The sequence below is a fragment of the Sphaerochaeta sp. genome, from assembly GCF_050178175.1.
GTDB lineage: Bacteria > Spirochaetota > Spirochaetia > Sphaerochaetales > Sphaerochaetaceae > Sphaerochaeta.
The window spans coordinates 1-25,636 of sequence record NZ_JBFXGH010000025.1; the positions used below are offsets into that span (position 1 = coordinate 1).

Sequence of the window (25,636 nt, forward strand, 5' to 3'; positions counted from 1 at the left end):
TGAATCAATGTTGGATTGTGTTCATGGTAATGATGCATTAGAAGTACTCGAGATTCCTTCAGATTTTAATTGTAATGAAGAAGGGAACTTGTTCTAGTTTTCTTATATTGCAAGCAAAGCAAGAGCCACGAGTGCAACGGCAAATCCGAGGAAGAGATCAGAGAATCCTCCTCGTCTCTTCTCCAAGAAGTGCAGGATATACTGTCCTGGTTTGGTAACAGCAAGACTGAAGAGTACTATGCCTGCGAGGACGGTCAGCGCAGTCTTGATAAGATTGTCCTGTGTGAAGAAGAAGGTACTGCTGTAGGTATTGGCTTCTACTGGGTTAATCAGTTGGGTGATGAATAATATCATCTGTTCACTGAAGATACCGACAGCAAGACAGGAGAGGGCAAGCAGGATAAATGAGAGGTGTGTGGAGACGGGAAATCGTTTCCTCTCTTTGCTGACTGCACGCATCAGTGGTTGTTTGGATGGAAGAAAAATCCGTGAAAGCTTGATAAACGAAGCAATGGTTCCCGCTGAGGCAAGGGTCAGGAAGGTATAATGCATACTTCCCTTGAGCGTGTAGGTAACCAATGTCTTGCTGTAAAAACCATTGAACGGGGGAAGTGCAGAAATGGAAAGTGCACCGACGAGAAAACAGAGCATCGTAAGCGGTATTCTCTCTCCTTCGTTTCGTAGTGCTTGGTTTGCTCCTCTTAGTGTATAGACATTGCGGTTGTCTGCTGCATCAGTAGCCTTTCCGATGGTAAGAAAGAGCAAGGCCTTGAACTGTGCATGGCTGAATGCATGGAAGAAGGAGGCTGAAAGAAGCAGTGCTCCTGTTGATGTGGTGATCCCTGTATGCAGAGCCAACCCCCAGGCACTTACGATATACCCTATCTGGCTGATGGAGTGATAAGCGAGCAGTTGCTTTGCATCACTCTGGGAGAGAGCAAGCAACACTCCGATCAAGGCCGTTGCAGCTCCAGCGTAGCTGACCGGAAGGGCAAGCTGAGTGGCAAGCGGAGAGAGCGCAAAGACTCTCAGCAGTGCAAAGAGAGGCACTTTTAACAATACTCCCGAGAGGAGCGCTGAAACAGCATGGGGCGCCTTTGAATGCGCATCTACCAACCACAGGGAGAGCGGCATAACTGCTACGCGTAAGAGAACCGGGACAATGATCAGAAGCAACGAGAAAAGTGCAACATATTGGTCTCTTCCAGAGATAGCTTCCAATCCCCTGGAAATCCCTTCATAGCTGAGTGAACCGGTGAGTTTGTAGAGCCCGAAGGTACCGAGCAGGAAGAATACCATTGCAGACGATGAGAGCATAAGATAGGAGAATGATGCATAGGCTGCATTGGCTTCTTTGCCGGTTGCAATCAGTACATACGCTGTTACTCCCATGAGTTCGAGGCAGACGAAGAGGTTGAAAAGGTCACTGGCCATGCCGATTGCTGCTATGGAAGCGTTCTGGATGAGCATCAGTGCTGTGAAATAGCTATGTCCAGGTCCTTGCTTACGGGAGAAAATCCAAGCAGGGAGGGTAATCGCCGCTGCAAGGAGAATCAAAAGCAAGCTCATGCCATCAAAGCGGTAGACGATGCCGATACTCTTTGCATACCCTCCAATGGTTGTCTCAATGTACCCTTGGTTCTGTACGATGGGGTAAAGCGTGAGAACCAGAGGTAGGGGGAGTACCATTCCTATCAGTATTCCCAAATACTCCGCAACTCTCCTGATGCCCGTCGGGCAGAAGCTCTTGATAAAGAGTATACCTGCTGCTGAGAGAAGAGGGAGAAATACTGGGGAGAAGAGTATGGTGTGGGTTATGTTCATAATGATCCTCCCGGAAAGAGGAGCCACCAAGCCATGACAGCAACCATCAGTGCAAAACCGAAGAAGAGATTGGGGAATGATGTTGTTGACTCCCTTCTTGCTGCAAAATGCCTTTCCAATCTGGTTTTGGATCCAATGAAAAAGAGTAGCAGAGCGATAGTGGTGGTGAGTCCTGTCTTCAGTAAATCCTGGAGTGCTGAATAACTGGTCAGTGTTGCATTCGTAGCTCCCAGTGGAGAGAGAACCTGGACCACAAACGTCTGGAAATCAGTATACCAGAACCCTCCGGCAAGGATGAGTAACGTAAGGAAAATGAGCGAGAGAGAGGTCAGAGCAGTAGACGAAGGTTCCACATTCTGAGTTTCTTGGTTCTTCCTTGGAAGAAAGATACCAGAGAGCTTAAGATATGCAACAATGGTAAATACTGAAGTAATACTCAATAGGTAGTTTGCCCCATGTCCTTTTGATAGGTATACGAGTGAATTCTTCCCCCAGAATCCGATGGTGGGGGGAAGTGCACTGATCGAGAGAAATGCAACCAGGTATGCTATGCCTGTAATGGGGAATCTTTCACCTTGTGCACGCAGCGCTGAAAGAGCCCCTCGAGCCACATGCAAGTCTTTGCTGCCCACTGCGTCACAGGCACGTCCCACCGTCATGAAGAGCGTGGCTTTTGCCAAGGCATGGCTGAAAGCATAGAGAAGGGCAAGAGCGAGCAGTAGTGCCCCCTCTTCAGTCTCAAGACCTGATGCCAAGGCCAATCCGTAGGCAGTCACGACATACCCAATCTGGCTGACCGAGCTATAGGCAAGCAAACGCTTGGCATGGTGCTCCCTGAGTGCCAGGAGAATACCCAGCAGGGTGGAAATCCCTCCTGCCCATGCAAGGAAGGAGCCAAGCAACTCGGTACCGGTAACCAGCAGCAAGAGACGAACCAAGGCAAAGAGGGGTATTTTTATCAACACCCCAGAAAGCAAGGCTGAAACTGCGTGGGGTGCATTCGAGTGGGCACCAACCAACCAACCTGAGAGTGGGATGACTGCAGTTCTTAGGAGCACCGATACGACAATCAGGACAAGCGAGAGACGTGCAACCAGGAGGTCGGATCCTGAGAGCAAGTTCTTTGCTTGGGCGATGGTGTCGTAGGCAAGGGAACCTGAGATTCTATAGAGTCCGAATGTTCCTATCAGGAAGAATACCATTGCCGTGGCGCTGAAGATCAGGTAGGTAAAGGAGGAAAGGATTGCCTTGTTCTTCTCACTACTGGCAACCAATACATAGCTGGTTACCCCCATCACCTCAAGACAAACAAACAGGTTGAATAGGTCAGCAGTAAGACTGGTGGCGGCGATGGATGCGCTTTGGATGAGGAAGATTATCGTGAATGTTTCCTGCTGGGGGCCTGTTTTTCTGCTGTAGAGCCAAACCGGGATACTGATCAGGAGATTGAGCATGATAAGGAGGAAGGAGAGCCCGTCAAAATGGTAGTGGATACCCAGTGTAGTCTCCCAGGTTCCAAGAATCATATGCACCTGATGATGAGCTAGTACCGGCTTGATCAGGAATATGAAGGCGATGAGCGGGATGATGAGTGCAATAAAGGCAGCGAGGTATTCCACAGCGCGTCTTTGCTTGTCTGTAAAGAAGTGCTTGGTAACCAGAATGAGTGCAGTACCAAGCAGGGGAAGGTAGACTGGGCTGAGAAAGAGGCTCTCAATGCTCACTACGCAACCTCTCACTGATTGTGTCTATCTCCAAGGAACCGGTTGCCTTGTATAGTCGAACCGCCAGAGCCAAGGCAAGCGCAGTAACACACACTCCAATGACAATAGCGGTCAGCATCAAGGCTTGGGGAACTGGGTCTACCATATTGCTTACCCCCTCCCCCAGGATGGGGGCTTGGTCCCCGATCCTGCTCCCTTCCAGGATGTAGAGCAGTACCACTGCAGCGTTCAGGATATTGAGCCCGAACACCTTTTTGATGATATTCTTTGCCCCAACAATGGCAGTGAAACCTATCAGGGCAAGCAAGAAGATCAGAATGCGTTCAATGACCACGGCGTCCTCCCATCATGGCGATACACATGACCGCTATGCTTGTCCCCACCTTCAGTCCGATGATGATGTTCAAGAGGATGATGAAGTTTGCAGAGAGGGAAGAACCACTCTTGATCGGGTTACCGAAGAACCCGCTTTCGAAGAAAACCCCACTGGTAGCTGCCACTATAAGTACAAGGAAAGATAGAGCCTCTATTCTTCCCAGTACATTGGTGTTGGTCAGTTTGGTTTGCGTCTCGGTTCCCAAGGCAAGGAAAACGATGGCAGAGGCGACAATTACCCCACCTTGGAACCCTCCTCCTGGGGAGATATGTCCATATAACATGACATAGAACCCAAAGAGCAAGACGACCGGGCCAAGCTTTGAGGAAACCACCTCAAGAAGGTGGGTCCTTTGTGCATTGGTGGGCCGTTTTTCAGGAGCAAGGGAGAAACTCACCGCTTCCTCTTCCTCGCTTTCCCTTCCAAGGTTGATCAGGATCCCCATCGTACCGGTGATGGAGACCAGCAAGACCAAGGTTTCCCCCAAGGTATCCATTGCACGATACCCCAGGTAAATTGAGCTGACAGTGTTCACGGCTCCCGTGTCAGTGAGGGCATGTTCAGAGAGATAGTCCCTCGATGCCTCCGGCCAGGGGTGGGAGGAGAGGATGACCGGGAAGATGGCTAGGGCTAGGACAAGGAGTATGAATATGATTTTCATGATGAACAATGTTCGTTTCATTAATCTTTACTCCTTCTTCGTGTATGGCGGATAGCCCATACAAAGATGATGGTGGAAACTCCGGCTCCTACAGCTGCCTCGGTGATGGCAACGTCTGGAGCTCTAAGTATCGTGAACATCAGGGCGCTGAGCATGCTGAGTGCAGAGAGGGCAATCACTGAATGCAACAAATCCCTGGAGAGCAATGCAAAGCAGCCAAGAGCAAGAATCATAGTGAGAAGCAGGATGGTCATAGGCTCTTATCCTCCCTCTTCATCGCTGATCGTTGTCGGGAGGCATCCTCACTCTCCCATATGAACTTGGCTACGATTGAGGAGCCTGTGGGAGCAGAAATGAGGAAAAATACCAGAATTATGAAAATACGTGCTCCACTTGCGAGCGTTGGAGAGAGCAAGAGCAGGGCGATCAGGTAAGAGAAAACTGCGGTGGTTCCGCATAAGGAACCAGCATGGAGACGGGAGTAAGGGTCTTTGAAACGGAAGAGCCCAATCATCCCGAACAGACCAAAGAAGGTTCCCACCAGAAAGGCTATCAATGCCAGGATCTCTCGTATAATCATCAGTTCTCCTTCCGGTCTTTGAGGAACCGGGTGATCGCAAGGAATCCTAGGAATCCAAAGATGTCATAGACCAAGGCAACATCCAGATACAGTGTACGCCCGACCCTGATCCCCCAAAGTACCAGCAGGGCAAGGGAGACAGCGCTCAGTACATTCAAGGCAACCAATCGGTCACTTGCGGTGGGTCCGAGCAGCAACCTCAGCAATGTGCCGAGGGCAAAGAAAATCAGCATCACAAGCATTGCCTGGAGGAGTATATCTGTCATAGCCATGTCCTCCCCAGTGCATGTTCGAGTTTTGTCTTGACTGCTTCCCCTGCTGCTTTTGCATGGGTGGTGGTGCATAGGAGCCAGTGTACGGTAAGATGGTCGTCATTAAGATCAAGGGTCATGGTTCCTGGAGTGAATGTGATGGCATTTGCCAGTACCGTCCTTGCGAGATCACTGCGAAGATGGGTCCTGAAGTGTACAATCCTTGGATTGGTGTTCCCTGTTATGACAGCTTTCACTACTTGATAACTCGATTGATACAAGGAAAGGACCATAAGAAACAGGAATCTCAGGAGAGCCCAGAGGTGAGGGATGAAAAAGCGCAGGTTTGCCTCATGTTCGGGAAGGAAGATGTGATAGGTGAGTGCTGCAGTTAAAACTGAGGCCCCAAGCCCAAAGAGCAGGCTGAAAAGGCCCAAGTCGGCGGTGAACAAGACCCAGACGAAGTACAAAAACAAGGTGGTCAGCACAAAACGCAGGATCGCCCAGACTCGTCTGCTATTCATTCAATCCTCCTGACGAATAATCCTATCCAAGAAAGCCTTGCTGGTTTCTGCACCCAACAAGTCATTACGAAGAGCCTCATTATGTAGGAGACGGGCAAGTCTGCTGAGAATTTTCAGGTGAAAACTTGCACTACTCTGTGGGCCAACCAAGAGAAATACCAAGCGGACCTTTTTGCCATCCATTGCTTTCAGGTCCAAGGGAGGGTCAATGCGCATTACCGCCATGAGTGTTTTTGCCATGGATGGGCAACGGGCGTGTGTGATGGCACACTCTTCTCCCATACAGGTTGTGTGGAATCCTCCATCGATGACCTTCTGCATCAGATGTTGGGGTGCAAGGTCAGGATGCGTACTGCTCAGCTGTTCAGTCAATGTCTTGATGATGGTCTCAATTGAGTGTTCTTCTCTATCGAGCAAGATACACGACTCGTCAATCAATCTGCTAATTCCTTCCATGACTACACCTCTTCTGCTTCCCTTACCAGGCCGGCTGCCCAATCAACTGGCAGCGTGAACATGATTCCGGTTCCTGGATTATCCAGACTTCCAACAATCTCCTCTACCAGTTTCTTTGCTTGTTGCACCACTTCTTCGTTGTGCACTACCGAGAAAATCGTCTTGTTGTAGGGTTTATTGCCCTTCATGAAGTCCTTGAATCCCTCAAAAAGGGGGACCTCGTAGGTAAGGAAACGTCCCATACCCTCACTGTCGAGAATGGTGGACCCGGTGATGCCAGCCTCTACATAGGCTTCCATGACCTCTTCCAGAAACGCTTCGTTATTCAAGACGAAAACCAATAGTTTCATTGAATCCTTCCTGCATCAAGGGATGTAGGGATGGTACCATGTGGTAATAGGGCTGGTCAAATGATATCAGTATCAGACAATAGTAGGGGTTCAACCTATTACATCTCTTGACAGCCTTCTTTTTCGATTTCATTGTAAGGGAAGAGGAAAACGGCCTTTAAGAAAGCTCTTGCTTCTGGTATTCCTACTCATTTTTCCCTTGGCATTGCTTACAATCGAGATTGCTCCGGTTGAGTATTGTTCCATGCAGATCAATGCTCCTGAACAGCTACACCTTTCGCCTAGAAGTGTCCCCAAGCGGTGGAGAACATTCACCGGTGGTACCATAACCGAAGCAAATGTACTGCATGGTAACCAGGTGCAGGAAGAACACCTTACCGGCCTTGATTTCCTGATCGTTGGTTCGCCAACCCAAGCTTTCCAACCCCTGAAACCCGTAAAGATCTTCCATCTTGAATACTGAAGGAAGGGGAGCAAGGCTGCCTCTTTCGACACCCGAGCAGATTTGGGGGAGGTAGGCAGCAAACGGTTGAGTTTTCTGGTAACGCTGTTTAGATATGCCGCTGAACCGATGCAAGCAAAATTGGTGAGGAAGGAAGGTATAAAAGTGACCACCCCTGCCGGTTTTTTCGTACATGGCAAGGAAGGCCCCCCCAAGGAATGTGAAGTTGAATGTGCCATCCAGTGGGCCAAGCAGATGTTCCCATGAACAATCGTGGGTACTTTAGGAGTGGATTACCTTACACGACCGTGAAGTGTCCATATGCATATTTTTTGAATATTCATACGGTTTTCTTTGTTTGGTATTGACAGGGACCGAGAGAGAACAGTAAAGTTTTGCCATGAAAACGAATCAGAACCGCGTCCATCACCATCATCACTTGTGTAACCGACCGTAGACAGGTGGGAGCTGGACCTCTATATACAGACCTCCGCATGTCGCGGGGGCTTTTTTTATCCCCAGGAAGGAGAAAATCATGGCTGAAGTAGTACGAATTGCAATCCAGAAGAGCGGAAGGCTGAGCGAAAAATCGTTGCAGATCATCAAGAACTGCGGGATCAAGTTCGGCAGTGATGCCCGTGTCCTGAAAGAGGAAGCTTCCAACTTCCCCTTGGAGTTTCTCTATGTACGGGATGACGATATCCCTGCCTACATACGTGACGGAATCGCCGATATCGGGATTGTGGGAAGAAATGAGTATGATGAGCAGGCAATCGACCTGGAAGTACTCAGAGATCTTGGCTTTGCCAAGTGCCGGCTGAGCATAGCAGTGCCCAATGATTTCGTCTACCATGGACTCTCCTCACTGGAAGGAAAGCGAGTGGCAACCAGCTACCCAAACATCCTGGGTGGTGTTCTCAAAGAGCATGGGGTCTCGGCAAGCTTCGTCGAGGTCTCCGGCTCTGTGGAGATAACTCCTGCTGTTGGGGTTGCAGATGCCATTTGTGATCTGGTTTCCACTGGAGCGACCTTGGCGATGAACGGGTTGAGAGAGGTGCAGAGCATCTATACATCAACCGCCGTCATGATCGGGCGCAAGCAGATGGCCAATGCGGAAAAACAACGCATCCTTGACCGTCTGATGATCCGCCTCGATGCAGTCATGAAGGCTTCCTCCTATAAGTACATCATGTTCAACCTTCCTGAGGAACACCTGGAGCAGGTGGCTCATATCATTGGTGGCATGAAGAGCCCTACGGTCACTCCATTGATGGAAAAGGGGTGGGTCTCTGTACAAACCGTTGTGGCAGAGGATACCTTTTGGGAGGACTTTGAACAGCTCAAGGCCCTTGGTGCACAGGGGATACTCGTAACCCCGATCGAAAAGATGACAGAGTAGGGGGAACCATGGCCTTTTTACAGCGGTATGAAAATCCACCGGATGAGCAGTTGAAGACATTGCTTACACGGAATCTGGATACAACGCGGTCGGTGACCAAACAGGTTTCCGCAATTCTGGATGCAGTGAAGGCGGAAGGCGATGCTGCCCTCTTTCGCTTTGCTTCAGAGTTCGATGGAGTTACCCTTTCATCCCTCTCCGTGTCCCCCGAAGAGAGGAAAGCAGCAGAGGCACAAGTGGATGATGCACTGAAGCAGGCTCTCAGCCAGGCCTATGCCAATATCCATAGCTTCCATGCTGCGCAGATGCCCATTGGTGAGCAGGTAACGGTTGCTGAGGGTATCTCTCTCTCCAGGAAGGTAGTTCCTCTTGATCGGGTTGGGCTCTATATCCCTGGTGGTACCGCACCGCTGTTCTCCACTGTCTTGATGTTGGCAATACCAGCCTTGGTTGCTGGGTGTCCAGAGGTGGTCCTCTGCACCCCTCCAGGAAAACAAGGAACGGTTCACCCCGCCATTCTCTATGCTGCAAAGCTGTGTAATGTGAAGGAAATCTATGCAGTGGGTGGTGCGCAGGCTATTGCTGCCATGGCATATGGAACCCAGTCCATCAAGGCAGTGGACAAGATTTTCGGCCCAGGCAACCAGTATGTGACTGAAGCAAAGGTACAGGTCAGCAGTACTACCTGCGCCATCGATATGCCGGCAGGTCCGAGTGAGGTGATGGTCGTTGCCTCTCCTGCCTCCAACCCGGCTTTTGTAGCCAGTGACTTGCTCAGCCAGGCTGAACATGGAAGAGATAGCCAGGCGATGCTCGTTGTGCAGGGGGAAAAAAGAGAAGGAAATGAGTTTATCGATCGGGTGGAAGAAGCGATAGCCAAGCAACTTGCCGAATTACAGAGAACAACCTTCTTAGAGCAGAGTCTTGCCGGTTCCAGGGCCTTTATTGTCCCTGACCTGGACTCCTCTGCTCACATGGTCAATGCATATGCCCCTGAACACCTGATCATCGATCTGGGAGAAACCGAGGATGATGCATTGCTGGAGAAGGTGGTCAATGCTGGGTCGGTATTCCTTGGACCTTACTCCTGTGAGAGTGCAGGGGATTATGCAAGCGGTACAAATCACACCCTTCCCACCAATGGATGGGCACGTTCGTACAGCGGGGTGAGTACCGATTCATTCATCAAGAAAATCACGGTGCAGAAAATCAGCAAGGAAGGCCTTGCCTCTCTTGCGCCAACCCTGCTCTGCATGGCAGAGCAGGAGCAGTTGGGTGCTCACCGGGGTGCGGTTGCAGTACGTTTGGGAGGAGAGAGATGAGAGAGTTGCTGAGAAGGAACATTGCCAATTTGACCCCGTACAGCTGTGCGCGTAATGATTTTTCCGGGAAAGCCGAGGTCTATCTCGATGCGAACGAGAATTGGCAGGATTTTGTCGAGAAAGCAGATGCAAACCGCTATCCAGACCCACTCTCGGTTGCAGTGCGCAAAAAGGTCGAAGAGGTGCTTGGCCTTCCTTTTTCGAAGACCGTTTTGGGCAATGGCAGTGATGAGTTGATCGACAATCTGCTCCGCTGTTTCTGTGAACCAGGAAAAGACTCAATCTTGCTCATGCCCCCCACCTATGGTGCATACAAGGTATTTGCAGACATCAATGATGTAGGAGTCTCCACTGTTCCCCTGACCCCTTCCTTTGCAATTGATTTTCCCGCACTCTCTCAGTTCCTGCAGCAGGAGAAGGAGAACAGAAATGGGGAGGGTAGGCTGAAAGTGCTCTTTATCTGCAGCCCAAACAACCCCAGCGGAAATGCATTCCCCCTCAGCGAGGTAAGGAAGGTGTGTGAGCTTTTTGATGGCATTACCGTGGTGGATGAAGCCTATTATGATTTCAGCGACAAGGAGAGTGCAGTTGGCTTGTTGGATTCCTGCCCGAATCTGGTGGTGCTGAGGACCCTTTCCAAGTGCTGGGCTCTTGCCAGTGCAAGGGTTGGTATTGCAGTCGCTGACGAGGAGATGGTCTCAGTCTTCAGAAGCATGAAATATCCCTATAACCTCGGAACCCCGAGCCAGGAGTTGGCCCTCAAGGCTCTTGGCAATGCTGGTGAGGTAGAGAAGGGCCTTCGTCTTATCAAGGATGAGAGGATACGTTTGGAAGAGGAGCTGAAAATGATTGCATGTGTGCAAAAGGTCTTTCCTAGTGACGCAAACTTCTTTCTTGTAAGGGTTTCCGATGCCCTTTCGATTTATCACTATCTTGCAGGGCTGGGTATCATCGTGCGTAATAGAAGTAAAGAACTGCACTGTGAAAACTGCCTGAGAGTTACCATAGGGAGCAGGAAAGAGAATGACAGACTGCTGTCAGCTTTGGCTGCATACAAGGAGCGCTAAGATGCATAAGCGAGTGCTGTTTTTGGATCGTGACGGAATCATCGTTGAGGAAATGCAGGTAGATAGCCTAGAGAAGATTCGCTATATCCCAGGGGTGTTTGGTGCCCTCTCCCGCCTACGGAAGGAGGGGAGTTGGTATTTTGCCATGGTGAGTAACCAGGATGGGGTCGGCACTCCTTCTTTCCCCAAGGAAGCCTTTGAAGTTCCCCACCAGAGGATCATGGAGACGCTGAAAGGGGAGGGAATTACCTTTGATGCCGAGCATATAGATTACTCTCTGCCCGAGGATAACTGCCCGGGAAGGAAGCCAGGGATTGGTATGCTCACTGAGTACATGGATGGAAGCTACGACCTTGAGCACTCAGTGGTGATCGGGGATCGTCCCACTGATGTATTGCTCGCAAAGAATATTGGGTGTAAGGCAATCTGGTTTGCCGATGAATCGAGGGCAACAGAGCTAGGGGATGACCTCAAGGAGGTCTGTATCCTGGTCAGTGACAACTGGGCTGCCATTGCGTCCTTCCTGCTTGATGAGCACAATCTCTCTCCACGTACTGCACGATTGGAAAGAAAAACAAAGGAGACGGAGATCTCACTTAAGCTGAATCTTGATGGAGGTTCCCTCGGTTCCATCCATACTCATATTCCTTTCTTTGACCATATGCTGGAACAGGTACTTCGCCACAGTGGTTGTGACTTGGACCTTCACGCACATGGTGATCTTGTGGTGGATGAACATCACACAGTGGAAGATGTAGGCATTGCCTTGGGTACTGCATTCCGCGAAGCTCTGGGAGATAAACGGGGCATAAATCGTTACGGTGCGGAGATCCTACCCATGGATGAGGTACTTGCCCAGGTGGCGCTGGATTTTTCTGGACGACCGTATCTCCAGTGGGATGTTTCCTTCAAACGAGAGTATATTGGGACCTTCCCCACTGAGATGGTTGAGCACTTTTTCAAATCCTTCAGTGATAGTGCAGGATGTAATCTTTCCCTCAAGGTGAGTGAAGGAAATGCCCACCACCAGTGTGAGGCTCTGTTCAAGGCTTTTGCACGGGCTATCAAAGAGGCCGTACATCGAAACCCATATTCGATGGAACTACCTACAACCAAGGGGATGCTATGAACATCGCAATCGTAAAGTATAATGCAGGGAATATCCGCTCGGTACTCTGTGCACTTCACCGTCTTGGCTATGACGCAGAGGTTACCGATGACCCAAAAAAGCTGGCAACTGCCGACAAGGTAATATTCCCTGGGGTAGGGGAAGCCTCCACGGCAATGGCTTACCTTCGTGAGAAAGGGCTCGATACGGTCCTTACCTCCTTGAAACAACCATTCTTGGGAATTTGTTTGGGAATGCAACTGATGTGTGCCACCAGTGAGGAGCATGATACCCAGACACTGGGTATTTTCCCCATACCAACGCGTAAATTCTCCCTCTCCCCTGAGTACAAGATTCCCCATATGGGATGGAATACACTGCAGTATCAGGATGACCGGTTGTTCTCTGGTTTGCAGGGAGAAGTCTGGTGTTATTTCGTACATAGCTATTATGTTCCCCTCTGTGAGGCAACCATTGCAAGCACGGAATATGGCGGGCAGGTATTCTCCTCGGTACTGCACAAGGATAACTACTATGGTTGCCAGTTCCACCCTGAGAAGAGTGGGGATGTAGGAGAACAGTTGCTGAGAACGTTTTTGGAGGAGCTCTAATGCATATCATCCCTGCTATCGATATTATTGATGGAAAGGCAGTCCGCCTCACCCAAGGCGATTATGAATCGAAAAAGATCTATGCTTCCGATCCCCTTGATCTTGCCAAGCAGTTCGAGGATGCCAATCTTCGTTACTTGCATGTTGTGGATCTTGATGGGGCGAAGGGGAAGGGCATTGTCAATCTGAAGAGTCTTGAACGTATTGCAAGCAACACCAATCTGATCATCGACTTTGGTGGGGGAATCAAACGGGGTGAGGATCTCGAAGCAGCCTTTTCCAGTGGGGCGAGCAAGGTTACCTGCGGCTCCGTTGCTGTCAAGAATCCTACCCTGGTGATCTCCTGGATTGAGGAATTCGGCTGTGATCGCTTGATCCTGGGTGCCGATGCCAAGGATGGCATGGTCCAGAGTGCGGGGTGGACTGAAGGGAGTGACCAGGAAGTTGCTGCCTTCATCGACCTGTACCGTAGCCAGGGACTCTATCAGGTAATCTGTACAGATATTGCAAAGGACGGAATGCTCAGTGGTCCCTCACTTGACCTGTATCGTGCACTTTTGAAGGATCGGGACGATCTTCATCTCATTGCATCCGGTGGGATAACCACCCTGCAGGATCTACGGGACTTACAGGAAGCAGGCTTATCGGGAGCGATCATCGGTAAGGCAATCTATGAAGGCAAGATTACCATCGAGGAGCTTGCAGCCTTCGGGGAGGAATAGTATGTTGGCAAAACGAATCATTCCCTGTCTTGATGTACGTGATGGACGCACGGTAAAAGGGGTCAACTTCGTGAACTTGCGTGATGCGGGGGATGCGGTGGAACTGGCCCAAGCCTATAGTCGCTGCGGCGCGGATGAGCTGACGTTCCTTGATATCACGGCAACGGTTGAGAACCGTTCAACGTTCCGTACCTTGGTAAGAAGCATAGCCGACCATATCGGCATTCCCTTTACCGTTGGTGGTGGCATCAGGAATGAGGCGGATGTGGCCTCTCTCCTTGACAGTGGCGCCGACAAGATATCCATCAATAGCCAGGCCGTGGCAAGACCGGAGGTCATCGATGAGCTGGCTCTGCGTTTTGGTAGTCAATGTGTGGTCTGTGCCATTGATGCAAGAAGGAATCCTGCCTTTGACAATGGAACTGAGGAAGGCTGGGAGGTCTACGTCCATGGGGGAAGGAAAGGAACCGGGATGGATGTCATCTCCTGGGCGAAGGAAGCTTACAGCAGGGGAGCAGGGGAAATCCTGCTTACCAGCATGGAACATGACGGGGTGAAGGGTGGTTTTGCTATCGATCTGACCCGTCGCGTTTCTGAGGCAGTGGGAATCCCTGTCATTGCGAGTGGAGGGGCTGGGACGATGGAACATTTCCACGAGGTGTTTACTGATGGCAAGGCCGATGCTGCCTTGGCAGCCTCCATCTTTCATTTTCATGAAATTGATATCCCGGAGTTGAAGATTTTTCTTGGACAACATGGTATAACTATGCGTAAGTAGTAGTAAGGAGATGGATTATATGGCTCTTGATTTCGAAAAACAGGGGGGATTGGTTCCCGCAATTATCCAGGATGCAGTGACAAACAAGGTATTGATGCTCGGCTATATGAACGATGAGTCGCTCAAGATTACCCGTGACCGTGGGCTTGTCACCTTCTGGTCCAGAAGTCGCAATACGCTTTGGACGAAAGGGGAGACCAGTGGAAATTATCTTGAGGTCAGGGATATCATCGAGGATTGTGACCATGACACCCTCCTGATCAAGGCAATACCCACCGGACCGGTGTGTCACACGGGAAGTGATACCTGTTTTGCAGAAGAAAACAACCCCGAAAATATTCCAGCCACCGACTTCTTGTTCTACCTTGAGCAAATTATCCATGACCGTCGTGAATTCCCCCAGGAAGGTTCATACACCAACCATCTCTTCAGTAGAGGCATCAACAAGATTGCACAAAAAGTAGGGGAAGAGGCAGTTGAGCTCATCATTGAGAGCAAGGATGACAACAAGGACCTGTTCCTCGGGGAAGCTGCAGATCTACTCTACCACTTCCTGGTGCTTCTCACCCAGAAGGAAGTGCGATTGAGTGAAGTTGTTGAGATTCTCAAGGGAAGACACAGCAGATAGTACGTATCTCTTACCAAGCAGACCCCCGGCCTATACAACCATATAGCGGGGGTTTGTTGTTTCTACCCAATAAGATTGAAAGTGAGCTACGATTTCTGTATACGTCTCTTGATGGCTCTCTCTGCCTGGATGATCAGCAGAGGGAACACGGATCCTGCAAGTACGAACAGCCATTGTGTTGCATTCAGTGCAGTGGTGCCAAGCACGTTACGTAACAATGGGACATAGATGGCAATAAGCTGCAAGAGAACTGAGATGATGAGAGCCACGATCAGGAACCGGTTTTTAAGGATGCTCCGATCCAAACCGAAGGACTCCTTCTCCCTTACATTGAAGATATGTGCCAGCTGACCAAAGGCCATGGTGGTGAAGGTGATGGTCTGGGCGACCTGTACTTCCCATCCCATGGCAAGGGAGATCAGAAAGACAGCAAGTGCTCCCAAGCTGATCATGGCTCCATTCCCAAGGACTCCCATTGCGAATGAACGGTTCATGATTCCTCGCCTCGGGTCCCTTGGTTTTCGTTTCATCACCCCCGGCTCCCCCGGTTCCCATGCAAGGGACATTGCCGGCAGGACATCAACCACCAGATTCAGCCAAAGGATTTGCAGGGCTACGATCGGCATCGGCAGTCCCAGCATGATTGCGATGAAGACCACAAAAATCTCAATGAAGTTGCAGGAGAAGAGGAAGTAGATGAATTTTTCGATATTGTCGAAGATTACTCTTCCCTCTCTCACTGCATCGACGATGGTGGAGAAGCGGTCGTCGGTAAGGATCATGTCCGATGCTTCCTTCGCGACTTCTGTTCCACGTATACCCATAGCCACTCCGATGTCAGCGCCATTGAGCGCTGGGGCATCATTCACCCCATCGCCGGTCATTGCGGTTATCTCTTCATCGATCTTCAGGGCCCTGACAATTTGCAATTTATTCTCCGGGGAGACCCGGGCGAAGATGGAGGTGTTCTTGATCTTTTCTGCAAGTTCATCCTCACTCATCTGGTCCATCTCCTTGCCGGTGATGACCTCACCAGAGACATCCATTCCTATGCGTCCTGCGATAATGCCTGCGGTCTTTGGATGATCGCCTGTGATCATGATGACACGGATACCTGCTTCCCTGGCTTCCTGTATCGCTTGCTTTACATCCTCACGAGGTGGGTCGATGATACCTGCGAGACCTAGGATGGTGAAGCCTTGTTGCAAGGCCTCCTGCATTGCCTGCTCAGATCCATCTCCCTGATACCCAGACAACTTTCCGACTGCAAGGACTCGTAGACCTTCACTTGCAAGTGCATCATTTGCTTCCTGGAGCAATCGTTTTTCTTTTTCGCTCATCCCGCTCAGCTCAATCAGGACATCGGGAGCACCCTTGATGAACAGGGTTTTTTCTCCGTTGTTCTGTTGGTATGCTGTTGCCATATACTTGGCTTTTGAGTCAAAAGGAATCTCCCCGATGCGTTCCCATGCTCCATTTTCCTTCTCCTTCCTGTCGATCGAAGCCTTTCTCCCCAAAACGACCAAAGCACCTTCTGTTGGATCTCCTACGATGGAGTAGGTCTCTTCCTTCACCAGCGTTGCATTGCTGGAAAAGGCGCCCGCGAGTAAAAACTCCTGCAAGGAGTCATGTTCTGATGGATCAATTTCCCCATCGTCGTTTGAGAATGTTCCCTCGGGTTCATATCCTTTGCCTGTAACCGTATAGGCAGATCCATCCTTCAGGTGCAGATGGGTGACGGTCATCTGGTTTTCGGTAAGTGTTCCTGTCTTGTCGGTACAGATTACGGTAGTCGAGCCCAGGGTCTCTACCGCAGGGAGGCTTTTTACCAAGGCATTATGATTGGCCATGGTTCTCATTCCCAGTGCCAGGGTGATGGTGGAGACAGCAGGAAGCGCTTCGGGTACTGCTGCAATGGCAAGAACGATACCTATCTTGATCATCTCATAGAGCTCTCTGCCGGTGATGATCCCAGTAATGGTTACCAGTGCAGCTACTGCAAAGGAAATCAGCATCAAGGATTTTCCCAGGGTGTTGAGCTGTTTTTCCAATGGGGTATCGGACTGTTCTTCTTCCTCGAGCATGGAACTGATTCGTCCCAACTCGCTGTTCATTCCGGTACCGGTAACAATGGCATAGGCATTGCCCCGTGTGGCTGCGGTACCAGCGTGCACCATGTTCTTTCTATCCCCGATCGGGACATCCTGCTCCTCTATGGTCAGCGTATCCTTGTCTATCGCCTCTGATTCCCCGGTCAACGCCGATTCGTTGGTTGCAAAGTTTTTCGTACTGATCAGGCGGCCATCAATGGTGATGGAATCCCCCTCTTCTATATATACCAAGTCACCAATTACGAGACCTGAGGACTCAATTTCCGTGAGAGAGCCCCCACGAATGACCTTGGCGGTGGTTTTTACCATGTTCTGCAAGGATTCCACAGATTTTTGTGCCTTGTACTCACTGATAAACCCGGAGAGTACTGCTATGAGAATTGCGATGATGATCGCTATCCCTTCTACCGTATCCCCCATGATGAAGGCTACAGCCCCTGCCACCATGAGTAGGTAGACGATGATATTGTTCAGGTTTGAAAGCAAGATTTTCCACGCAGATACCTTGCTTCCTGACTCAATCGTATTTGGGCCAAACTCATCGAATCGCCTCTGGGCTTCTTCTGGGGCGAGCCCCTTTTCCCCATCAGTAGAGAGTGCTTCTATGAGCTCTTGTTCGCTGTATGCATAGGGTTTCTTTTTCAGGTTTTGCAATTGCTTCCCCCCTCATTGTGGATTGCGAAAGTATAGCATGGAATAAAATGCAGGTAAAACAATACTGAAAGGGGGGGGCCAATCCAATTCCATCCACATGTTTGCAGGTAATGGTTCGGCTTTTTTCCACGTCTCTGTTCATACACCAGATGGACTGCACCCGCTCGTATATATTCCAGTTTCTGAAACTCTCTCTCAATCCTTTTCTGGAGCGATTCGACCACCGAGGATTCACTGGCGAGGAGTGCTGGTTATGTGCAGTGTACTGCTCTCATAGCACCATGCAAAGGGTTTTTTATCTATATGGTTATATAGCAGTGTGTTGGATATTTTGTTCTCTATGTAACTTTTCATTTGACAGATATGGAAAGGTGTGAAACAATATACGTATGGAAACGCTTCCACGGTATGAAGTATCTTGTACTCATGTGTTCTGCTCTCTCATATCGTTGTGAAGTGTGCGATGCGTTCAACGCAATAGGCAATCATACCGCTTGGGAAGACCAAGCAAAAGGAGAGGAGTATGAAGAAAGCAGTAGTAGTGTTACTCATTGCATTGGTGGTTCTACCATCAGCATTTGCTGCTGGACAAGCTGACACCAAAGAAGACGACAAGAAGGTCGTACAGGTGTTTGGAGCTTTTGTAGATGAGGAACTGAGACGTTTTGAAGAGGCAATTGTGCCATTCGAGGAACGGACAGGAATCGATGTAATCTACGAAGGGTCGAAGGACTTTGAGACGCTGATCAGTGTACGTGTTGAGGGTGGCAATCCCCCAGATATCGCTGCACTTCCCCAGCCTGGTCTCATGTATAACTTTGCTTCCCAGGGATATCTGGTCCCAATGTGGGACTCCCTGCTGGAAACTGTCGATGCAAACTATGCACCGGTTTGGAAGGACCTTGGTTCCTATGAAGGCACCCCTTACGGTGTATTCCACCGGGTAAATGCAAAGAGTTTTGTGTGGTATCCAAAGAAAGCTTGGGAACGGGAAGGTTATGAAGTTCCTACCACATGGGACGAAATGATCGCCCTGATGGACAAGATGGTCGCCAATGGTCACACCCCTTGGTCAATCGGTATTGAAGCCGGTGGAGCAACAGGTTGGGTTGGTACCGACTGGGTGGAAGATGTCATGCTCAGGACCGCAGGTCCCGAAGTGTATGACAAATGGGTAAACCATGAGATCGCATTCAATGCACCTGAGGTTCGAGAAGCCTTTGAGATAATTGGTGATATCTGGTTGAATCCAAAATATGTCTATGGCGGAACCAATACCATTCTTACCCAGAGTTATACTGATTCCCCACGAACCATGTTTGAGAATCCTCCACGCTCTTGGATGCATCGGCAGGGTAACTTTGTCACCTCGTTCCTCCAGGATGACATTCAGGCAAATCTTGAGGAAGAAGTAGGAGTATTCCCACTTCCTGGTATCAATGATGAGTTCGGAATTCCTATCCTTGGTGGTGGTGACCAGTTTGTTGTTTTCAATGACCGCCCTGAAGTTCGTGAATTCATGGAATTCCTGGCAACTTGGGAGTCTGGTGAGATTTGGGCAAAGAGAGGCGGAGCTCTCTTCCCCTATCTGAACCAGGATCTGGATGCCTACCCGAACGCGATTGAACGCTCACTTGCTGAATCCCTGGTGAATGCCAAGGTCTTCAGATTTGATGCTTCCGATCTGATGCCGGGCCAAGTTGGTGCAGGTTCCTTCTGGACTGGTATTGTTGACTGGGTCAACGGCAAGAGCCTCGATGCCATGTTGAACGATGTTGAGAAATCCTGGCCGGAATAAGTAGACGATGTGTTGCGCCGGCAGAGAAGTAGCACTTCCTGCCGGTGCTCTTGTATCGTACTCTCAAAGGGGAACGTACATGACAGCAATTGAAAGACAAGGGAAACCTACATCAACCCTCGCAAAAATTGGTCGCATAGCATTTTCTGTTCTTGTGCTTGTTGGGGTGTTTTTTGTATTGTGGGTTGGTTTCATCTTCTTACGGGATAGCAATGCTTCACAAGGAATAATTGCAATCATCGCTATTGTGTGGGGTGTTGGTGGGACTGCTCTTCTGTTCTGGGTAGCTGATTGGGTTATCAACAGAACCAGTGTTACGACTGCCAAGAAGCTGCAACCGATCATATTTGTAGGACCAGCGTTGCTCATCCTGACTTGGTATCTTTTTATCCCTACCGTGAGATCGCTCTACCTGAGTTTCTTTGATGCACAGTCGAAGAATTTCGTAGGGCTCGCGAACTATGTGTTCGCTTTTACCGATTCCAAGATGCGTGAATCATTCATGAACAATCTCCTGTGGTTGATCATCGGAACCGGTGGGTCAGTCGGCTTCGGCCTTATCATCGCACTACTTGTTGATCGAGTGAAAATGGAGAAGGTCTACAAGAGCATCATTTTCATGCCAATGGCGATCTCATTCGTAGGTGCTGGTGTTATCTGGAGATTTATCTATTCGTACAAACCCGCAGGAGAGGACCAGATAGGTTTGCTCAATGCGATTGTTACCTTTTTTGGAGGTGAACCGCAAGCCTGGTTTACCATACCGTTCTGGAACAATATCTTCCTGATCGCCATCCTGGTATGGTTGCAAACCGGCTATGCCATGGTTATCATCAGTTCTGCACTCAAGGGTGTTCCCTCTGCGATTATTGAAGCAGGTCGTATTGATGGGGCAAAGGAGTTCAGGATTATCAGGAGTATTATCATACCTTTCATTGCTCCCACCCTTATCACTGTATCAACAACCATTATCATTATTACGTTGAAGATATTCGATATTGTATTCACCATGACCAACGGTAACTATGGGACCGAGGTTATTGCAAGCATGCAATACAAGCAGATGTTCCGTTTCTACCACTATGGACGAGGCTCTGCAATTGCCATTGTCCTGGTTCTGGCTGTCATTCCTGTCATGTGGTACAACCTGCATCAGTTCAGCAAAAGGGAGGGCTTCTAATATGATTTCCCTTGCAAGAAAACGACAAAACAAGTGGACCATGGTGATCAATATCATTCTGATTGTACTGGTCATCATCTGGAGTATCCCGATCATAGGATTGCTTATCTCATCGCTGAGACCTCAGGATGATGTATTGAATACCGGATGGTGGACAATTTTCAAAGGTGATGGGGAATTTACCTTGAACAACTATCGACGTGTCTTGGGAGGTAGCCAAGAAACCTTCACTGACGCAGAAGGGAATGTCCTACGTGCAAGCGGGGACAACCTATCCCAAGCATTCATCAATAGTTTTACCGTTACTATTCCCTCGGTGATCATCCCGATCCTTATTGCAGCAGCAGCAGCCTTTGGGTTTGCCTGGATGATATTCCCCGGTAGGAAACTGTTCTTTACCATTGTTGTTGCCCTGTTGGTGGTTCCTTTGCAGATATCCTTGATTCCTATCCTTCGTGATTACATGAAGATTGGACTCACTGGCTCCTATCTGGGAATATGGCTTGCCCATACAGGCTTCGGTCTTCCGCTTGGAATATACCTGCTCTATAACTATGTTTCCACCATCCCTCGGGATGTGTTTGAATCAGCATTCCTTGATGGAGCGAGGCCGATGGTGATTTTCGTACGGCTGGTGCTTCCTCTCTCCGTTCCTGCTATTGCCTCGTTGGGTATTTTCCAGTTCCTTTGGGTTTGGAATGATCTGTTGGTAGCATTGGTCTTCCTTGGTGGTACCAGTGATGTAGCTGTATTGACCCAGCGTCTGGCGAATATGGTGGGATCACGTGGGCAGGACTGGCATTTGCTTACTGCAGGGGCCTTCATTGTCATGATTGTCCCAATTCTCGTATTTTTCTTCCTGCAACGGTACTTTGTACAGGGACTTATGGCAGGATCAGTCAAGGGGTAATACATGTCTTTGGATACTTGGAGTCTCGAAGAAACCGGGTTTGATGGAGAGCACATCGCCCAGGGTGAGAGTTTGTTCTCAATTGGAAACGGATATATCGGCTACCGTGGGTTTCCCTGTGAACGGGAACCTGCGCACCACAGTGGATGTTTCATCAATGGATTCTACGAGATATCTCCGATTATCTACGGGGAGGATGCCTATGGATTCGCACGCATCAACCAGACCATGCTTGATCTTCCCGACTGCCGGTATCTGGTGATTACCATCGATGGTATTCAGGTCAATGTGGCTGATAGCCGGGTGCAGTTCTACCGTAGGCGACTCGATTTCCGTACAGGAATCCTGGAACAGCATATGCAGTGGCTTACCGATGAAGGTAAGCTGGTGCATATTACCTGGGAGACGCTGCTCAGCATGCAGCAGTACCATATAGGAGCCCTAAGGGTTCGCATACACTGTACTGATGAGGTCAACGCAACCCTGTACTCTACCATAGGGATGCCTGTTCAGCGTGCAAATACTGAACTCGATCCCCGTATGGGCAGCACACTCTCCACTTCCTCCCTGGTTTGTGCAGATTGTGGGTATTATGGTGAAGGTGAGGAGGCACGCCCAGGATTCCAGGCTACATTCAAGACTTTGGAAAGCGGCCTTGATCTCTCCTGTGGTGCTGTGCATGAGAGTTCAGAACCGCTTCAGGTTGAGCGAGGTGACCTGGAGGAAGGGCCTCTCCCGGCACTGGCCTTCTCATGGAGGGGGGCAGATCTTAGTTTCACGAAGTATTTCTACTATCATAGTTCTGGACGTCCTGGTGAGACCCTTCCGCTCGAGTTGGCCCAGCAGTATCGAGCGGAGGTGGCCAACGCAAGTTGGCAAACCTTGCTAGAGATGCAACGGTCCTGGTATGAGTCCTTCTGGGCCCATGCCGATATCGAGATTACCGGGGAGGAAAAACTCCAGCAGGCCCTCAGATTCAACTTTTTCCAGCTCCAGCAGAGCACCGGTAGAGATGGTAATTCCGCACTAGCCGCCAAAGGGCTGACTGGAAGTGGGTATGAAGGCCACTATTTCTGGGACACTGAGATCTATGGGATGGCGCTTTTCAACCATACCCTTCCTGATACTGCACGAGCCTTGATCAAATACAGGATTTCAACACTCGACCTGGCCCGCGCAAGAGCCAGGGAGATGAACCAGAGGGGTGCGCTCTATCCGTGGAGAACCATCAATGGATTGGAAGCTTCTGCATACTTTCCGGCCGGCACGGCACAGTACCATATCAATGCAGATATTGCCTATGCAATCTTCCAATACCTGGAGGTCACCGGTGATGATACCATCCTGGAAGAGGGTGCTGCCGAGGTGTTGATTGAGACCGCACGTCTGTTTCTCGATCTTGGGTTTTTCAATCCAGAGAAGGGTGGCAAGTTCTGTATCAATGAGGTAACCGGTCCGGATGAGTATTCAGCGCTCTCTGATAACAACTGCTATACCAATGTCATGGTCCAGCACCATTTGGAGGGGGTATCCAAGCTGGCTTCCCGTCTGCAAAACGAGAATCCTAAGCTATGGAGCCATCTGGTTGAAGAACTTTCCATACATGATGAAGAGCTGAGTCTCTTTGCCCGTGCAGCAGAGCAGATGTATATCCCCTATGACAGAAAACGGGGTATACATATGCAGGATGACTATTTCCTCAACAAGGAGCCGTGGGATACTCAAAAGCGTGGAGAGATACGCCATCCCATGCTTCTCCATTACCATCCGTTGGTAATCTACCGGCATCAGGTCATCAAGCAAGCCGATACAGTGCTCGGTATGCTTCTTCAGCATCATCGCTTCCCCTGGTACCAGAGGAAGAGAAACTTTGCGTTCTATGAACCCCTGACCACTGGGGACAGTTCCCTCTCAGCATGTATTCAGGGAATTGTTGCATACGATTGTGGATTCTTGGATCTTGGTAGTTCCTATATCCGACAGACAGCTCTCATGGATATTGAGGACCTGCATCACAATACCAAGGATGGTTTGCATACTGCGGCGATGGCTGGGTCATGGATGGCTATGGTCTATGGGTTGGGAGGATTCCGTATGAAAGAGGGGATTCCTACATTCAGGCCTCAGCTTCCCAAGGAGTTGCAGCGACTGAAATTCCATCTGACCTTTAGGGGAATAGTGCTTACCGTCACGATCGAGCCTGAGATTACCACCTATGAAGCCAAGGGAGGCAATCTTACCGTGCATCATCGCTCTGATGTACTCATCGTTGGCAGAGAAGCTGTACAGCGACCCACGCGAGCTGCATGCAAGGCTGTCATCTTTGATCTTGATGGGGTAATAACCTCCACCGATGGGTACCATTATCGGGCATGGAAACGTCTCTCTGATGCCCACCAATGGGCTTTCGATGAGGAGATAAACCAAAAGCTGAGAGGTATTTCCAGAAGACAATCTCTACAGGTAATCCTTGACCACAACAGGGTGACTGTGCCTGAGGAGGAGATGCAAGAATACACCGATCAGAAAAATACCTGGTATCGTGAATCTCTGGAGGAGTTGACCCCAGAGGATATCCTTCCCGGCATCCCTGCTCTGCTGGAACAATTGAAGCAACGAAAAGTCTATACCGCCATTGCATCGGCAAGCCAGAATGCCCCATTCATCCTTGAAAGGCTCGGTCTTTCAGATTCGTTTGATGCAGTAGTTCCTGCTGGTGATGTCCTGCTGGGAAAACCCAATCCAGAGGTCTTTGCACGCGCTGCTGATATGCTGGGGTTGTACCCAGAGGAGTGTACGGGTGTAGAGGATGCACCAGCAGGCATTACCGCCATCAAGGAGGCATTGATGAAGGCTGTCGGGGTTGGCGGTGCTGTCGATCCTGAGCTCTGTGATGCACACGTGCTTACAACCGCTGATCTGACCGTGGAAATGTTGCTCTGGTAATCAGCTGTTGCGGTCAACAAGGACAGGAATGATTCGATGATGTATGGGTTGTCTTTCTTGGTGAGCCTCCATGAGGTTCACGATGAAGGATGCGGCTTGAGTGCCGATGGCTCCCGGTTCCTGGCTAACCGTCGAGATGCCCAGGTGCTCGGTAGCACGAACACCATCGAATCCTATGATACGGATGGAGCTTCCCCTCTCTCTCGCAGCCTTATACACTCCAACGGCTATATCGTCACAGTAGCAGAAGACTCCGTCACAGGTTTGTTCATCGATGATCTGCATGCCGATCTGGTAGCCCATTTCCTCTGATATCTCAGAGTTGTACAGTGCACACTCCTTATAGCCATAGAGAGCGAGTTCACTGATAAATCCTGTATGTCTGTCGGTGTTTGTTTGCCCTGGAGGATCCATTGCGATATATCCAGGGTGTTTCACCCCTTTAGAGAGAAGATACCTGGCGGCAAGACGCCCTCCCTGTTCATTGTCTGTGTACATGCAGTGCTCGTCATCACGAGAATAGTCGATATACAGGTAGGGTACATTGCGTCTTCTCAGCAGTTCCCTTTCTGTTTCATCAAGCTGGAAAGCAAAGATGAGTAGGGCGGAGAGTTGGGTTCCCAGTACTTTCTGGATAAATTGTGGGTTATGTTTCTCATAGTTGAAGATGAGGAGGTCCACACCCAAACCACGGAATTTTCTGTAGATGGTCTCAAATATCTCAAAGAAGTAGTGGTTTCCAATATCTGGCAGGAGCAATCCCACGGTTGACTCAATGGCGTCATTACGCGCAAGTCGGCTTGCAGCGCCACTTGGGGAGTATTGTCGGGCCTTTATCACATCAAGAACCCGCTTACGGGTGTCTTCTGCAACATGGGAGCTGTTGTTGAGAACACGTGAAACAGTGCCGATTCCTACATTAGCTTCACGGGCAATGTCTTCGATCGTGATTTTTTTCCTGCCCATGGGGAAAATGTAGAGCTTTTTGCTCCATCAGTCAATAAAGAACAAGGAGTGAGCAAGGATACGGTTTGTTCGAATACTAGATATGATAATCATGCATTGCCTATTAAACTGTAACTTACAGAATTTAGGTTGCTGACTTTCTGTAAGGGACAGAGATCTCGCTGATGTTAATATCCAGAGACTCACAAAGGGAGATGACCTTCTGGGTCTTCTTGCAAGGGTGCCAATCACCGGCGAACTTGTTTGCG

General features: G+C 49.7%; 25 protein-coding genes. 13 read left to right on the forward strand and 12 right to left on the reverse strand.

The genetic code is table 11. The features are described 5' to 3' along the window. Nucleotides 1-102: 102 nt before the first annotated feature. From AB7S66_RS04610 to AB7S66_RS04655, 10 genes are read right to left on the reverse strand one after another with little or no spacing between them, the layout of a single operon-like run. Nucleotides 103-1,824, reverse strand: a complete 1,722-nt coding sequence (locus AB7S66_RS04610; protein ID WP_428518289.1) for a complex I subunit 5 family protein — start codon at nucleotides 1,822-1,824, stop codon at nucleotides 103-105. Further along, nucleotides 1,821-3,548: a complex I subunit 5 family protein gene (locus AB7S66_RS04615; RefSeq protein WP_428518290.1), complete on the reverse strand. Its 1,728-nt coding sequence runs from the start codon at nucleotides 3,546-3,548 to the stop codon at nucleotides 1,821-1,823. Before AB7S66_RS04615 ends, AB7S66_RS04610 begins: the two co-directional genes overlap by 4 nt. Next, nucleotides 3,538-3,882, reverse strand: coding sequence for a sodium:proton antiporter (locus AB7S66_RS04620; protein WP_428518291.1), 345 nt, complete (start codon nucleotides 3,880-3,882; stop codon nucleotides 3,538-3,540). Before AB7S66_RS04620 ends, AB7S66_RS04615 begins: the two co-directional genes overlap by 11 nt. Next, nucleotides 3,872-4,606, reverse strand: a complete 735-nt coding sequence (locus AB7S66_RS04625; RefSeq protein ID WP_428518292.1) for an MnhB domain-containing protein — start codon at nucleotides 4,604-4,606, stop codon at nucleotides 3,872-3,874. The genes AB7S66_RS04620 and AB7S66_RS04625 overlap by 11 nt, the downstream gene beginning before the upstream one ends. Further along, nucleotides 4,606-4,839: a Na(+)/H(+) antiporter subunit B gene (locus AB7S66_RS04630; protein ID WP_428518293.1), complete on the reverse strand. Its 234-nt coding sequence runs from the start codon at nucleotides 4,837-4,839 to the stop codon at nucleotides 4,606-4,608. Before AB7S66_RS04630 ends, AB7S66_RS04625 begins: the two co-directional genes overlap by 1 nt. After that, nucleotides 4,836-5,165 (reverse strand): monovalent cation/H(+) antiporter subunit G, encoded by a 330-nt coding sequence (gene mnhG, locus AB7S66_RS04635; protein ID WP_428518294.1) that lies wholly within the window; start codon nucleotides 5,163-5,165, stop codon nucleotides 4,836-4,838. The genes AB7S66_RS04630 and mnhG overlap by 4 nt, the downstream gene beginning before the upstream one ends. Continuing rightward, on the reverse strand, nucleotides 5,165-5,431 hold the full coding sequence (locus AB7S66_RS04640) for a monovalent cation/H+ antiporter complex subunit F (RefSeq protein ID WP_428518295.1): 267 nt from the start codon (nucleotides 5,429-5,431) through the stop codon (nucleotides 5,165-5,167). Before AB7S66_RS04640 ends, mnhG begins: the two co-directional genes overlap by 1 nt. Further along, the gene (locus AB7S66_RS04645; RefSeq protein ID WP_320121678.1) at nucleotides 5,428-5,940 is read right to left on the reverse strand and encodes a Na+/H+ antiporter subunit E; all 513 of its coding nucleotides are present in this window, start codon (nucleotides 5,938-5,940) and stop codon (nucleotides 5,428-5,430) included. Before AB7S66_RS04645 ends, AB7S66_RS04640 begins: the two co-directional genes overlap by 4 nt. Beyond that, complete coding sequence (locus AB7S66_RS04650; RefSeq protein ID WP_428518296.1) at nucleotides 5,941-6,396, reverse strand: PTS sugar transporter subunit IIA; 456 nt, start codon at nucleotides 6,394-6,396, stop codon at nucleotides 5,941-5,943. Nucleotides 6,397-6,398: 2 nt separating this feature from the next. Continuing rightward, on the reverse strand, nucleotides 6,399-6,746 hold the full coding sequence (locus AB7S66_RS04655; RefSeq protein ID WP_198890884.1) for a P-II family nitrogen regulator: 348 nt from the start codon (nucleotides 6,744-6,746) through the stop codon (nucleotides 6,399-6,401). A gap of 169 nt (nucleotides 6,747-6,915) precedes the next feature. Between AB7S66_RS04655 and AB7S66_RS04660 the strand changes: the two genes are divergently transcribed. The 9 genes from AB7S66_RS04660 (at nucleotide 6,916) to hisIE (ending at nucleotide 14,823) form a co-directional block, all read left to right on the forward strand. After that, nucleotides 6,916-7,209 (forward strand): hypothetical protein, encoded by a 294-nt coding sequence (locus tag AB7S66_RS04660; RefSeq protein WP_428518297.1) that lies wholly within the window; start codon nucleotides 6,916-6,918, stop codon nucleotides 7,207-7,209. A gap of 514 nt (nucleotides 7,210-7,723) precedes the next feature. Then, a complete protein-coding gene (gene hisG, locus AB7S66_RS04665) occupies nucleotides 7,724-8,587 on the forward strand; it encodes an ATP phosphoribosyltransferase (protein WP_428518298.1) in 864 nt (287 codons plus the stop codon). 8 nt (nucleotides 8,588-8,595) lie between these two features. Further along, the gene (gene hisD, locus AB7S66_RS04670) at nucleotides 8,596-9,909 is read left to right on the forward strand and encodes a histidinol dehydrogenase (RefSeq protein ID WP_428518299.1); all 1,314 of its coding nucleotides are present in this window, start codon (nucleotides 8,596-8,598) and stop codon (nucleotides 9,907-9,909) included. Then, nucleotides 9,906-10,976, forward strand: a complete 1,071-nt coding sequence (hisC, locus tag AB7S66_RS04675; protein WP_428518300.1) for a histidinol-phosphate transaminase — start codon at nucleotides 9,906-9,908, stop codon at nucleotides 10,974-10,976. Before hisD ends, hisC begins: the two co-directional genes overlap by 4 nt. Nucleotide 10,977: 1 nt before the next feature. Beyond that, nucleotides 10,978-12,105, forward strand: coding sequence for a bifunctional histidinol-phosphatase/imidazoleglycerol-phosphate dehydratase HisB (gene hisB, locus AB7S66_RS04680; protein ID WP_428518301.1), 1,128 nt, complete (start codon nucleotides 10,978-10,980; stop codon nucleotides 12,103-12,105). Continuing rightward, on the forward strand, nucleotides 12,102-12,695 hold the full coding sequence (hisH, locus tag AB7S66_RS04685; RefSeq protein WP_428518302.1) for an imidazole glycerol phosphate synthase subunit HisH: 594 nt from the start codon (nucleotides 12,102-12,104) through the stop codon (nucleotides 12,693-12,695). The genes hisB and hisH overlap by 4 nt, the downstream gene beginning before the upstream one ends. Then, nucleotides 12,695-13,417 carry a 1-(5-phosphoribosyl)-5-[(5-phosphoribosylamino)methylideneamino]imidazole-4-carboxamide isomerase gene (gene hisA / locus AB7S66_RS04690; protein WP_428518303.1) on the forward strand — a complete coding sequence of 241 codons (723 nt, stop codon included), beginning with the start codon at nucleotides 12,695-12,697 and terminating at the stop codon, nucleotides 13,415-13,417. Before hisH ends, hisA begins: the two co-directional genes overlap by 1 nt. Before the next feature lies 1 nt (nucleotide 13,418). Next, a complete protein-coding gene (gene hisF / locus AB7S66_RS04695) occupies nucleotides 13,419-14,195 on the forward strand; it encodes an imidazole glycerol phosphate synthase subunit HisF (RefSeq protein ID WP_428518304.1) in 777 nt (258 codons plus the stop codon). Between the two features lie 10 nt (nucleotides 14,196-14,205). Further along, entirely contained in the window at nucleotides 14,206-14,823 is a 618-nt protein-coding gene (hisIE, locus tag AB7S66_RS04700) for a bifunctional phosphoribosyl-AMP cyclohydrolase/phosphoribosyl-ATP diphosphatase HisIE (RefSeq protein ID WP_428518305.1), read from the forward strand. An 86-nt stretch (nucleotides 14,824-14,909) separates the two neighbouring features. On the opposite strand, the gene AB7S66_RS04705 is transcribed toward hisIE, so the two are convergent. Beyond that, complete coding sequence (locus tag AB7S66_RS04705; RefSeq protein WP_428518306.1) at nucleotides 14,910-17,588, reverse strand: cation-translocating P-type ATPase; 2,679 nt, start codon at nucleotides 17,586-17,588, stop codon at nucleotides 14,910-14,912. A 523-nt stretch (nucleotides 17,589-18,111) separates the two neighbouring features. On the opposite strand from AB7S66_RS04705, the gene AB7S66_RS04710 reads away from it, so the two are divergent. The 4 genes from AB7S66_RS04710 (at nucleotide 18,112) to pgmB (ending at nucleotide 24,422) form a co-directional block, all read left to right on the forward strand. Next, nucleotides 18,112-19,386 carry an ABC transporter substrate-binding protein gene (locus AB7S66_RS04710; protein WP_428518307.1) on the forward strand — a complete coding sequence of 425 codons (1,275 nt, stop codon included), beginning with the start codon at nucleotides 18,112-18,114 and terminating at the stop codon, nucleotides 19,384-19,386. A 79-nt stretch (nucleotides 19,387-19,465) separates the two neighbouring features. After that, nucleotides 19,466-20,566: a carbohydrate ABC transporter permease gene (locus AB7S66_RS04715; protein ID WP_428518308.1), complete on the forward strand. Its 1,101-nt coding sequence runs from the start codon at nucleotides 19,466-19,468 to the stop codon at nucleotides 20,564-20,566. 1 nt (nucleotide 20,567) lies between these two features. After that, nucleotides 20,568-21,476, forward strand: a complete 909-nt coding sequence (locus AB7S66_RS04720) for a carbohydrate ABC transporter permease (RefSeq protein ID WP_428518309.1) — start codon at nucleotides 20,568-20,570, stop codon at nucleotides 21,474-21,476. Between the two features lie 3 nt (nucleotides 21,477-21,479). Then, nucleotides 21,480-24,422 carry a beta-phosphoglucomutase gene (pgmB, locus tag AB7S66_RS04725; RefSeq protein ID WP_428518310.1) on the forward strand — a complete coding sequence of 981 codons (2,943 nt, stop codon included), beginning with the start codon at nucleotides 21,480-21,482 and terminating at the stop codon, nucleotides 24,420-24,422. Here pgmB and AB7S66_RS04730 read toward each other — a convergent pair whose 3' ends face one another. Further along, nucleotides 24,423-25,388, reverse strand: coding sequence for a LacI family DNA-binding transcriptional regulator (locus tag AB7S66_RS04730; RefSeq protein ID WP_428518311.1), 966 nt, complete (start codon nucleotides 25,386-25,388; stop codon nucleotides 24,423-24,425). Between the last annotated feature and the right edge of the window lie 248 nt (nucleotides 25,389-25,636).